Origin of the sequence: Rhodococcus sp. SG20037 (genome assembly GCF_031763325.1) — a bacterium.
GTDB classification, from domain to species: Bacteria; Actinomycetota; Actinomycetes; order Mycobacteriales; family Mycobacteriaceae; genus Rhodococcus_F; species Rhodococcus_F qingshengii.
The window spans coordinates 143043-155266 of sequence record NZ_CP134497.1 but is presented as its reverse complement, the minus strand read 5'-3'; the positions used below and the strand labels follow the sequence as shown (position 1 = coordinate 155266).

The window sequence follows — 12224 nt, the reverse complement described above, 5'->3', positions numbered from 1 at the left end:
ATCAGCAGGATCTCAACTGTTTCTGCCGAGCTGCCTGATCCAGGCGCGGGTGTCGGCGGGATCGATGACATCGTCCAGTTCGAACGTGGTAGCCGCCATCAATGCCTTGCCCTGTGCGTAGGCCAGTTCCACGAACTGACCGAACAGCGTTTCCCGAGCCACCGGATCTTCGACGGACTCGAGTTCCTTGCGGAAACCGAGACGCACGGCACCTTCCAGACCCATCGGCCCGATCTCGCCCGTCGGCCACGCCACCGTGAACTCGGGGGCGTGGAAGGAACCACCGGCCATTGCCATGGCGCCCAACCCGTAACCCTTGCGCAGGATGATCGTTCCGAACGGCACGGTGAGGCGAGCACCGGCAACGAAGAACCGGCCGAACCTTCGGACCGTCGCCTCCTCCTCCGAATCCGGGCCCACCATGAATCCCGGTGTGTCGCACAGGGTCACCAGAGGGATGCGGTGCGCTTCGAGCAGTTCCAGGAAATCCGAAGCCTTGTCCGAGGCTTCCGCGTCGATCGCGCCGCCGAGATGCTCGCTGCTGTTCGCCAGCACACCGTACGGAACTCCTTCGACACGAACGAGTGCGGTGACTACACCGCGTCCGTAGTCTCGACGCAGTTCCAGGACGCTGTCGACGTCCGCGATTGCGTCGATCGCTCCACGAACGTCGTACGAGCGCAGGCGATTCTCCGGCACCACATGCCGCGAGAGCCGCGGATCCGGAGCCGTCCACTCTCCGCTCGCACCCTGGAAGTAGCCGAGGTACTGCTTGGCCAGCGCCACCGCATGAGCGTCGTCGTCAGCGACCAGGTGTACGACGCCGTTGCGGCGCTGGACGTCGATCGGGCCGATGTCCTCGGGGCGAAAGTTTCCGAGCCCGCCGCCCTCGACCATGGCAGGACCACCCATCCCGATGTTGGCGTCCGGTGTCGCGATCAGGACGTCGCACGCGCCGGCCAGGGCCGCGTTGCCCGCGAAACAGCGCCCGGACACGACGGCGACCATGGGCACCCGCCCGCTCAGCGCCGCCATGGCGCGGAAGGTTCCCAGCTCGAGGCCCGCCCCGGCGCCGGCGTCGGTGTCACCGGGGCGACCGCCGCCACCTTCCGCGAACAGCACTACCGGAACTCGCTTGCGATCGGCGATCTCGAGCAGGCGGTCGGTCTTGGCGTGATTGCGCATGCCCTGGGTACCGGCGAGCACCGAGTAGTCGTACGAGATCACGACGCTCTCGCCGCCGCTGATGGTCGCCACTCCGCCGATCAACCCGTCGGCAGGAGTGTTGGCGATCAGGTCTTCCTCGCTTCGCCGACTGCGCTGCGCCGCCAGCGCGAGCGCGCCGTACTCGACCAGGCTGTCGTCGTCGACCAGGTCGTAGACGTTCTCGCGAGCAGTCCGGCGTCCCAGCTTGTGACGCTTCGCCACGGCTGCGGGCCGGGCCGGGTCCAGGGTCACCTCGTGGCGAGCGATGATCTCCGCGAGATCGGGACGCACGTCGTCGAGGTCCACCTCGTCGACCTCGGCGAGCTTCGATCCCGCGCTTGCACTACGGACGACGAGCAACGGTTCGCCCGCACCCACCGACCTCCCCGGTGACGACAGGACCCGGACCACTTCGAGATCACCGGGCGCCGAGAGAACATGCTGCATCTTCATCGCCTCGAGGACGGCAACCTGGCCACCCGCATGGACGCCGTCACCGACTGCCGCGAGTTCGACGACGATGCCCGCCATCTGTGCACGGACCACATCCTCGTCCGGTGCCACGTCCACAGACGAGGAGGGCGTTTGTGGGCCAACGTCGGGGACGAGGTCCGCCAATCGAGAACCCAACCAGTCGACGTCGACCAGGCCGTCGCGGAAGTCCTTGTCCGACAGTATTGCCTGCAGGAACTCGATGTTGGTCGCTACGCCGCCGATGGCGAACTCACTCAAAGCGGCAATCGACTTGCGCACCGCGGCAGGGAAATCCGATCGACGCGTGTGGGTGATCACCTTTGCCAAGAGCGAATCGTAACGCGCACTCGGCGAGAGTCCGACCGTACCGAAGGTGTCCACTCGCACGCCGGGCCCGCCCGGAGGAGTGAAGTTGTCGAGCGTGCCCGACGAGGGCAACGCATTGCCGTCCGGCGTCATGGTTTCCATGTTGACGCGGGTCTGGATCGCGATTCCCGAAGCGTTTGCCACGGATCCGACTGTCTCCGAGCCCTTCTCGACAGCGAAGATCCCTGTTGGCAGGTCCAGGTTCTCGAACGGAACTCCGTCCGCGATCGCGAGCTGCACGGAGACGAGGTCGACTCCGGTGACCTCCTCGGTCACCGTGTGCTCCACCTGAATTCGGGGATTGACCTCGAGGAAGACGAAGCCGCGTTCCTCGACGAGGAACTCGACCGTCGCGATGCCGCGGTAGCCGACCTCGGCGCACAGCCTCGCCGCCGCAGCGTGAAGACGATCGCGCAGGGCCCCCGACAGCCCCTGCGCGGGCGCAACCTCGATCAACTTCTGATGGCGACGTTGGACACTGCAATCGCGGTCACCCAGAGCGAGCGCGTGGGTTCCACCTTGCCCCGGTGCCGCCACGATCTGCACTTCGATGTGCCGAGCGTGCTCACTGAGTACCTCGGCGAACAGTGCCGAACTGCCGAATCCCGACTGGGCTTCGGCCGCACACACACGGTACGCGTCGTCGAGTGCTTTCGGGTCACGCACCGCGCGCATGCCGCGGCCACCGCCGCCGCTGAGCGCCTTGATCATGATCCCGCGGGAATTGCGCTCGAAGAATTCACGCACCTCGTCGAGGTCGGCGTTCGCCGATGTCGACGGCAGGACCGGCACTCCTGAGTCGACAGCCGCGGTGCGGGCACTGGCCTTGTCGCCGAAAGTCCGGAGAACCTGGGCGTCCGGGCCGACGAAGACGATGCCCGCCTCGGTACACGCCTGCGCGAATTCGGCGTTCTCACTGAGGAACCCGTAACCTGGGTGCACGTGCGTGGCGCCTGTTTCGGCCGCGATCTTCAGCAAAGCCCCCTGATCGAGATACGCGGATGCGCCCGACGCTCCGAGCGGCACCGACTCCGTGGCCGCCGCGACGTGCGGACTGGACGCGTCGTCCTCGGCGTACACCGACACCGTCTCGATCCCGAGTTCACGGGCAGTTCGAATGATCCGCAGCGCAATTTCGCCGCGGTTCGCAATCAGCAGTCTCACTTGTCCCCCTGAGTGCGCTCGAACAGATCGCCCTTGCGCACCTTTCCTGTCGCTGTCATCGGAAGCGCCTCGAGCACTTCCACTTCGGGCACCTTGTACGTGGCCATGTTCTCCTTCGCCCACGAGACGATCTCGTCGGCCACAGTGTCGGAACCCTCGACCAGTTGGACAAACGCAAAAGCCACCTGCCCCTTGTCCGGGTCCGGTTTCGGCACCACCGCAGCCTTTTCGATCGCCGGGTGCAGCATGAGCAGCGCTTCCACCTCGGAGGGAAAGACACTCATGCCGTTGGTCTTGATCATTTCCTTGTTCCGCGCCAAATAGTGCAAACCGCCACGCTCACTGAACTTTCCGACGTCACCGGTCTGCAGCCAGCCGTCACGGATGGCGTCGGCGGTGGCCCCCTCGTTGCGGTAGTACGCGGAAAGGATGGATGGGCTGCGCACGATGATCTGCCCGTGCTCGCCGACGGGAACCGGCCTGCCGTCGTGATCGACGATCAGAATGTCGGTGCCGGGCACCGGAATTCCGCAGAACACCGGCTCGCTTTTCAGGTCGTAGTCGCCGTCCTGGAAGCCGAGGGTGATCGTGTCCGCGGTGTGGGTTTCGGTCATGCCGTAGCTCGCTTCGCGCAGAACGCCGCCGGTAGCCTCGCGCCACCGCTGGCGCGTGGCCGGATCGAGTTTGAGAACGAACGAAACTGCCATGACGTTCTGGAGTGTCGAGAGATTTCGCTCCGCGAATCCTGGCGTGTCCATCAGTTCGACGTAATTGTCGACAGTTCCGACCAGCGAGGTCACGCCGTAAGCCTCGACAGCGTCGAGCGTGGTCTCCGCATCCCAACGATTCAGCAGGACCACGGTTCCGCCGTTGACGAGCGGAACCAGGATGCCGAAGTCCTCACCTGCGATCCAGAAGATCGGCAGAAACACCAGGGACACCGGCGGATTGGCACCCACCTGGTCACCGCCCGCAAGCGTCGCGGTGGCCGCGGTGTAAACCATGTGGCGCTGAGTGTGCTCACAGCCCTTGGGCATTCCCGTCGTTCCGCCCGTGTAGTTCAGGGCGGCGAGGGAATCGAGTTCGGTGGCGACAGGAGTCGCCCGCTCACTGGTGATGATCGACTGCCAGTCGCTCAGGCGCGGATCGTCGACCTCGAAGGGCAGTTCGACGGTCGGGATCGCCGTCAGCATGTCCGACACTGCAGTCTTCGCGACGTGTTCGAGTGGAGTCTGTGAGCGAACCTTCTTCACCAACTTCGAGAAGGTGTTCTGCGTCAGTAGGACCTTGACGCCGGCATCGTTGAGTTCGTGAATCAATTCATGTTCACGGAAGAGTGGATTGATCGGCACGTGAACCGCACCGACCTTGAGAATGCCGAGCATCGCGATATGGAACTGAGGGCAATTGACCAGGTGAACGCCGACGCGATCGCCGCGTTCGACTCCGAGTGACAGCAGCCATCCGGCAAAACGATCCGAAAGCTCGTCGTATTCGGAATACGTGATGACCCGGCCGTAGAAGACGATGGCAGGAGTATCCGGCCGCTCGATCGCCCAATGCCGCAAGTAATCGACAAGTCCCCCACCTTCGAGCGGATACTCGACGGCGCGGGGAATGCCGGCGGGCCAATGCGCTTGTTGCAGCGCAGAGATCTCCGCCAGAGCCGCTTCGAGCACGTCTTGTTCTGCCACCGATCACTCCATTCGTAAAAGAAATCTATTTCGACTCTTCGAACCCGATCAACCGCTCGGACATCGTCGTCATATCTGCAATGAACTGGTTCTGCTCTTCGACACTCGCCTTACTCAGTCGTGCTCCACCGGCCATCTGTGCGTCCGAGATCATCTGAACGAGCACCGGGGGCGAAACACAGGGATCTACGTCGTGAACCCGTCGAATCCGTTCGACAAACCGGACGTAGCGGCTCACGAGCTTTTCGCGAACCGCCGACCAACTGCGCTCGACCTCGGAATCCACCCGCGCCCGATGCTCGATCACCGCGAGCAGGTCACCGTAGGTGTACACGGCCGTGATGAACGCCGACGTGGTCGTTCGGAGAACTTCGCGTAGATCCTCGGCCGCCGGGCCCTCCATGTGCTGAGCGTCGAGGAAGCGTCGGCACATCATTTCGGCGACGGCGCGGAAGACCTCGTCCTTCGACGAGAAGTACGCGTAGAAGGTCGCCCGGGACACATCAGCCCTGGTCGTGATCGTCTCGACGGTCACGGCGTCGTATCCGAGTTCGCCGAAGCAGAGGGCAGCGGTGTCGAGCAGTCCGGCACGGCGTGGACCGTCCCCGAGCTTGCGGGCTGTCCGCGCTCGCTCCTGCGTTTCGCTGGTGGTCACCGTCACAGTGTGTGTTGACGTTGACGTCAATGTCAAGAATCGCAGCCCCGACGACCGACTTCGGCCTTTTGTTCGGGTTGCCCTTTCACAGCCCATATATCGGGTGTAAGACTCTGCCTCTAATGCTTTTCGCCTTTTCCAGAAGGAGTCAGTTCCGTGCCGGAAGAATCCGCGTCACCCTCCTATTCCACGATCAAGGAAACAGTTGCAGCTTTGATGCCGACTCTGGAGTCGGAACTAGTCGAACTTGTTCGCATTCCGTCGATAGCGACCGAGGGTTTCCCCAGCGAACCCCTCTTCGAGGCTCACGATCTGATCGTTTCTCTACTGGAAAAATCCGGAGTCACGAAGATAGAGAAACTCGAAATAACAGGTAAAACCGCGCCCGTCATCATTGCGACAGTGCCCGGCCCCGCCGGATCCCCGACGGTATTGATGTATTCGCATTACGACGTCGTTCCCGCCGACGACGTCGAACTCTGGGATTCTCCGCCTTTCGAACCGAGCAAGCGTGACGGCGCGATTTACGGCCGCGGTACGGCAGATTCGAAGGCAAATGTCATCGGCATGATCGGTGCACTTCGAGTCTTCGACGGAAAGCCGCCGGTGACGGTCAAGCTCGTCATCGAGGGCCAGGAAGAATTCGGCAGCCCCTTCGACAACTATCCGCCGGAAGCCCCTGAATTATTTGCGGCCGACGCAATGGTCATCGCCGACGTCGGCAGCGTTCGCCCCGGATCACCGACCCTGACCGTCGCACTGCGCGGATCCGCCCAGGTGATCGTCGAACTCACCACTCTCGGCGCCGACAAGCACAACGGCCTCTACGGCGGCGCCGCACCGGACGCCCGCCTCGCGCTCATCCGCGCACTGGCGTCGCTGCACGACGACAACGGTGACGTGGCGATCGACGGCCTCCTGCGCGAACCGTGGACCGGCAGTTCGTACACCGAGGACGAGTTCCGCACCCTCGCCGAGATCCAAGACGGGCTTCCGCTGCTCGGAACCGGCGGCATCGGCGAACGCATCTGGTCGGGCCCGGCCATCACCGTGACGGGAATCGACGCTCCCCCTGTGGACGGTGCGGTCAACGCCGTCGCAAGCACTGCCCGCGCCGTGATCAATCTGCGCGTACACCCGCGCCAACCTGCCATCGAGGCGCAGGCTGCTCTGGTCCGGCACCTGGAAGCCCTGCGCCCCTTCGGTTTGCAACTGACTGTCACCGCGGGAGAAACCGGCGACGGGTTTGCGGCAGCCGAAGGTGGACCGGCCTTCGACGCGGCACTGTCTGCACTATCGCAGTCGTGGGGTGAACCGGCCGGGCTGATGGCAGGCGGCGGCTCGATCCCCCTCGTGATGGCCTTGGATACAGCAGTGCCCACCGCCGAGAAGCTGTTGTTCGGCGCCACCGACGGTTACGCGAACATCCACGGCCCCAACGAACGCGTCCTGCTCGACGAGCTCGAGAAGGCCGTCGTCGCCAAAGCACTGTTCTTCCAGGAGTACGCCGACACCTTCGAGGGGAAGAAATGAGCACCGAAACCGACACGGGGTCCGCACCTACTCCGGCCAAGAAGAAGTTCGAGTTCCCCGGCGCGGTCACGATGCTCGCGATCGTCACCGTCCTGGTATGGATTGCAGCACTGTTCATTCCGGCCGGACGCTTCGGCGTCGACGTGGACGGCTCACCCGTTCCCGGCAGCTTCGAAACCGTCACGTCTCCGCTGTCGTTCTGGGAACGAATCCAGCAACTGATCCTCTCCCCCGTCAACGGCCTCTACGGCGTCCAGGATTCGATCACCGGGTTCGTCGACACCGACAACATCGGACGGCTCTTCGGTTCGGTCGGCGTAGTCCTCTTCATCATGGCGCTCGGTGCGTTCATCTCGGTCAGCTTTGCCACCCGCAGTCTCGAAACCGCTGTCTCCCAACTCGCTACCAAGCTCAGCGACAAGGGCTGGTTGCTCATCACCGTCATCATGGTGCTGTTCTCACTGCTCGGTTCGACAATGGGCTTCTCGGTCGAGACGTTCGGCTTCTACGCCCTGCTCATACCGCTGATGACGGCACTGGGCTACGACCGCATGGTCGCGGCCACCATGATCATCCTCGGCGCTCTGGTCGGAAACATGGCGTCGACCGTCAATCCGTTCTCGATCGGCGTCGCCTCCGGTGAGGCAGGCGTCTCCATCGGTGACGGCATCGTGCTGCGCGTGATCCTGTGGATCGTATTGACCGCTGTGGCAGTGGTATTCGTTCTCCGCTACGCCGCAAAGGTGAAGAAGGATCCGTCCAAGTCGCTTGTCGGCTTCGACATCGCGGACGACGAAGACGAAGAGCCGGCCGAGCCGGTCGACATCGACGGCAAGCTCACCGGAACTCAGAAGCTGGTACTGCTCATCACCGGACTCACCTTCGGACTGATGATCTTCTCCGTCATCCCGTGGTCGAGCATCTTCGGCGCCACCACCGGTCCGGCCGAGTACGACGCGTACCACGTCACGGCAACCGAGCCCTACTGGTTCGAGTTGAACTGGTGGTTCCCGCAATTGGCGATGCTGTTCATCCTCGCCGCCGTTCTCGTCGGCATAGTCGCGAAGATGGGTGAGAAGAAGATCGTCTCCCTGATCACGCGTGGAGCCGGCGACATGGTCGGACCGGCGATCGTCATCCTGCTCGCTCGCGGCGTCTCGGTGATCATGACCAACACCGAAACCCTCGACACAATCCTCAACGCGATGGAGCAATTGGTCAGCGGCGCTTCGGCGGGGGTCTTCGCGATCCTGGTGATGCTCGTCAACATCCCGCTGGCGTTCCTGATCCCGTCCAGTTCCGGTCACGCCACCTTGGCGATGCCGCTGCTCGCGCCGCTGGGCGACTTCGCCGGAGTTAGCCGCGCACTCGTCATCACCGCCTTCCAGATGGGCCACGGCCTGATGCTGATGGTTGCCCCGACCAACGTCGTCGTTGTCGGCGGGTTGGCCATGGCGAAGGTCGGCTACGACAAGTTCCTGCGCTTCGTCTGGCCACTGCTACTGATCAACTTCGTGATCGTTGTCGTGGTGATCGGCGCAGCAGCGGTATTCGAGTAGTTCAGGCGTGGTGGGCCTCGCGTGCCGCCGTCTCCAGACGGTCGGTGTACTCGGCCCACCACGCCTCATCGCCGGGAGCCAGATTGTTGTCGCCCGCCTTCATCCCAGCGGCGCCGTCGATCAGCTCCCGCACGATGTCCGCGTGGCCGGCGTGCCGATGGATCTCGGTGACAACGTGAACGAGTATCCGGTGCAGTGTGACGTCGCGACGATCCTCCGGCCAGTGCTTCACGAAGCCGGGGGCGTCCAGATCGTGCTCCTCGATCGTGGCGTCGGCGAAAGCCCAGGTGCGGCGATAGGTTTCGACGATGTCGGCAGTGGACTCGTCGGCGCGGGCCCACATGTCGACGTTGAGTTCCTCCGAACGCAACCACGCGGGTAGATCGGGAACCCGACGGCCGAACGTCGGACCGAAATACCCGAGCTCGACGCCGATCATGTGTTTGACCAGACCCAACAAGTTGGTCCCTGTCCGGGTCATCGGGCGCCGAATGTCATACTCCGACAGCCCGTCGAGCTTCCAGACGAGCGCATCACGTGCTGCCTGCAGGTACCGCTGGAGATCTTCCTTTTCCGAGTTGGTGGTCATGAAACCAACCTAAACCGAGTGGAGCAGACATTGACAGCGGTCGAGGATCTGACCGAGGTTGCCTCCCGGGCCGTCGCCGCCGAGCGTGACGCCCGGTCGGTGCGCTGGCACAACCCGGCAGCCGTCCGCAAGGCTGCCGCGGCCGTCCGTGATTCGCTCGACGACGAACGATCAGCGCTGAGCCGACCGTCGTACAGCGGGTTGTCACCGTCGCCGCACATGGCGCGTCAACTCGAACTGATCACGACGTTGCAGCCGCCACTGCCCGCCGACGCCGGCATCGGCACCGCCGCGCAGGCCGAGGCCGACGCCGTCGCCGCGGTGACCACCGCACGGATAGCCTTGCGCGCCGCCCACCTTGCGGTTCTCGAAGCACACGTCGCCGCGCTCGATGCCGGTGACACCGATACCGTCGCCGCCGCGATCCGTGGTTACGTCCCGCTGAACTCGGGCAACCCCGTCGTCCGGCACGTGCAGGATCTCGGCTCCCGGATCCGTGAGGAAGCACGGCACGTGGTGAGTGGTAAGCCTCGGTCGATCGCGTTTCGGCTGGGGCTGAGCCTCGGAATGGGCTTGGCGTACCTGGCATTCATTCGCCTCTTCCAGTGGGACGCCAAGGAAGATCGACTGCCTTATCTTGCGCTGTATGCACTCTCGGGTGTGGTCGGAAGCGTCGTGTGCACCAATGCGCTCAGCTTCGACGCCGGCCGCGTCCGTGCTGCGTTGTCCGGTGGAACCAGGCTCTGGCACGTACTGGTCGCGAAGAACGCGGTGATGCTGCTTCTCGTCGGCAGCGCCGGGTTCCTGCTCAGCGCCGTCCTCGCGTGGCGCTCCGGAAGCAGTGCCGACCTGGTGAAGGCGTGCGGCCAGGTGCTGACCATGATCCTGCTCTGGTTGGGGGTCGCGAACGTGATGTCGGTGAGCTTGCCGTTGCGGGCGGAACCGATGACGGCGCGGCGCCACGACGGCACGTGGAAGCAGTTCCTGCTGTCCTTCGTCATCTCGTACGGTGTCGGACTGATCGTCAATCTGATGCTCTACTGGCGCGTCTGGGCAAAGACGACGCTGCTCGAGCAGATGGGCGGTCCGTGGATTCCGGTCCTGCTGCTCCTCGCGAGCGCGGCCGCGACGTGGCTGTTGCTGACCGTGCTGGCCGTACTCCTGGCCGAGCAACCGCGCTTCCGTCGCGCCTTGCACCGGGAGATGGTGGTCTACCGCGAAGAAACCAACCACTTGCAGGCGACCATTCAGCACAATTCCGGCTAATGTAGCCGTGCGTGGCTGATCCGGGCACGTCGCGAGTACACGCAGTGTCGAGGAAGGCGTGACCCATCATGTCCGTAAAGCCTGGCGCGGCCGCCACAACGGCCGCCGTGAGCACCGCCTCCTGGCTACCACTCATCGTGGTGGTCCTCACCCAGATTCAGGCGTCGTTCGCCGTCAACGCCCTGACCGTCTCGATGGCCGGCATCACCACCGATCTCGACACGCCCGCAACAAGTGTCGGCACCGCGATCACCGCGGGCACCTTCGCCATGGCTGCCTTCATTCTGTTGGGGGCCAAGATCGGCGCCCGTTACGGAACGCGTCTGGTCTTCCAGATTGCCGTCGCGATTCACGGCCTCGCAATGGCCGCGGTCGCCCTGAGTCAGAGCCCGGCAATGCTGTTCGTGGCGCAAGCTGCATCCGGCGCCGTGATCGCCCTCATCGCTCCTGCGTTGACGGTCTTCATCGCCACGAACTTCAGTGGCGATCAGCAGGCAAAGGCCATCGGTTACCTGGCAGCAGCAATCCCGGCGGCCGGTGTGCTGGCGCTGCTCATCGCCGGTTCCTTCGCGACGACGATCGGGTGGCGATACTCGTTCGCCCTCGTCGTGGCTCTCGCGGTGGTCAACCTGATCCTGAGCTTCCGGGTCAAACCTGTTCCCCCGCAGAAGGACATCACCATCGACTGGGCCGGCGCCGCCATTGCTGCCGTTGCCGTCATCCTGCTCAGCTTCGGTTTCAGCGGCCTGAACTCGTGGGGCGTCATCCTGGCCACCGACGCTGCGCCGTTCTCGGTCATCGGTGTTTCACCCGCGGCCATCCTGATCGTCCTCGGCACCATCTGCGCGCAGGGATTCTTCCAGTGGACGCGAAGCCGCAAGGCGCAGAACAAGCCTCAGCTCTTCAACCTCGACGTCCTCAAGACCGGCGCCGAGCGCGCCACCACGATCTGCATGGCGACGATGATGTTCGTGGGAACCGCGGCCAACTTCCTCATTCCGCTGTACATGCAGATCATCCAGGGCCGCAGCAGCTTGCAGACGTCGTTCTCGATCATCCCGTACACACTTTCGATCTTCATCGCGAGTACCGTCGTCGCGCGTCTGTACAAGACGTACTCCCCGCGTCTGATCGCACGAGCCGGGTTCGTCGTCGTTGCCGCTGGACTCATCCTGTTGGCCTTCACCATTCGTGGCGACTGGCATCAGATCTTTGTCGTCATCGGACTGATCACCCTCGGCCTCGGGCAGGGCGCCATCGTTGCGCTGGTGTTCAACACCCTCCTCACCGCAGCTCCCAAGGAACTGGCCGGCGACGTCGGTGCCTGGCGGGGACTGGTACACAACATGTCCGGCAGCGTCGGCATCGCGGTGGCCAGCGTGTTCGCCGTCGGAATCCTCGGTTCCCTCGTCAGCTCGCAGCTGATCGACAACCCCACCATCCCGGCATCGCTCAAGGTCGAGTCAGGAATCAATCTCGACCAGGTCAACTTCGTCCCCAACGATCAACTCGTCGTGACGCTCGAAAACACCTCCGCGACACAGGCACAGATCGACGAAGCCATCCGGATCAACACCGAAGCGCGCTTGCGCGCACTGCGAACCTCGCTGCTCGTACTCGCCGGGCTCTCTCTGCTCGCCATCATTCCGGCCGGGCGCATGCCCGACGAAGTACCTGCTCTGGAAGAACCGCAACCCACGAAGGGCAAGAAGTAACCG

Annotated in this window: 8 protein-coding genes; 4 read left to right on the top strand and 4 right to left on the bottom strand. The window is 63.8% G+C overall.

The window, feature by feature from the left end; all coding sequences use genetic code 11:
• Positions 1–12: 12 nt before the first annotated feature.
• Genes RHP72_RS00755 through RHP72_RS00745 form a run of 3 tightly spaced genes read right to left on the bottom strand, consistent with a single transcriptional unit; the run spans position 13 to position 5565 of the window.
• Positions 13–3210 (bottom strand): carboxyl transferase domain-containing protein, encoded by a 3198-nt coding sequence (locus tag RHP72_RS00755; protein ID WP_311094197.1) that lies wholly within the window; start codon positions 3208–3210, stop codon positions 13–15.
• Positions 3207–4904, bottom strand: coding sequence for an AMP-binding protein (locus RHP72_RS00750; RefSeq protein WP_311094196.1), 1698 nt, complete (start codon positions 4902–4904; stop codon positions 3207–3209). Before RHP72_RS00750 ends, RHP72_RS00755 begins: the two co-directional genes overlap by 4 nt.
• A gap of 25 nt (positions 4905–4929) precedes the next feature.
• On the bottom strand, positions 4930–5565 hold the full coding sequence (locus RHP72_RS00745; protein ID WP_054828442.1) for a TetR/AcrR family transcriptional regulator: 636 nt from the start codon (positions 5563–5565) through the stop codon (positions 4930–4932).
• Between the two features lie 150 nt (positions 5566–5715).
• Between RHP72_RS00745 and RHP72_RS00740 the strand changes: the two genes are divergently transcribed.
• Complete coding sequence (locus RHP72_RS00740; protein WP_311094195.1) at positions 5716–7092, top strand: M20/M25/M40 family metallo-hydrolase; 1377 nt, start codon at positions 5716–5718, stop codon at positions 7090–7092.
• Positions 7089–8651, top strand: coding sequence for a YfcC family protein (locus tag RHP72_RS00735; RefSeq protein ID WP_050657054.1), 1563 nt, complete (start codon positions 7089–7091; stop codon positions 8649–8651). The genes RHP72_RS00740 and RHP72_RS00735 overlap by 4 nt, the downstream gene beginning before the upstream one ends.
• Position 8652: 1 nt before the next feature.
• Here RHP72_RS00735 and RHP72_RS00730 read toward each other — a convergent pair whose 3' ends face one another.
• Positions 8653–9240: a DinB family protein gene (locus RHP72_RS00730; protein ID WP_003944177.1), complete on the bottom strand. Its 588-nt coding sequence runs from the start codon at positions 9238–9240 to the stop codon at positions 8653–8655.
• Between the two features lie 18 nt (positions 9241–9258).
• Between RHP72_RS00730 and RHP72_RS00725 the strand changes: the two genes are divergently transcribed.
• Positions 9259–10506 (top strand): hypothetical protein, encoded by a 1248-nt coding sequence (locus RHP72_RS00725; protein WP_311094194.1) that lies wholly within the window; start codon positions 9259–9261, stop codon positions 10504–10506.
• Positions 10507–10574: 68 nt separating this feature from the next.
• Entirely contained in the window at positions 10575–12221 is a 1647-nt protein-coding gene (locus tag RHP72_RS00720; RefSeq protein ID WP_050657053.1) for an MFS transporter, read from the top strand.
• Positions 12222–12224: the final 3 nt, after the last annotated feature.

Excerpts from the sequence above, each read along its gene's own strand:
- RHP72_RS00730 (WP_003944177.1), bottom strand. The coding sequence starts at position 9,240 with ATGACCACCAACTCGGAAAAGGAAGATCTCCAGCGGTACCTGCAGGCA.
- RHP72_RS00720 (WP_050657053.1), top strand. The coding sequence starts at position 10,575 with ATGTCCGTAAAGCCTGGCGCGGCCGCCACAACGGCCGCCGTGAGCACC.
- RHP72_RS00735 (WP_050657054.1), top strand. The coding sequence starts at position 7,089 with ATGAGCACCGAAACCGACACGGGGTCCGCACCTACTCCGGCCAAGAAG.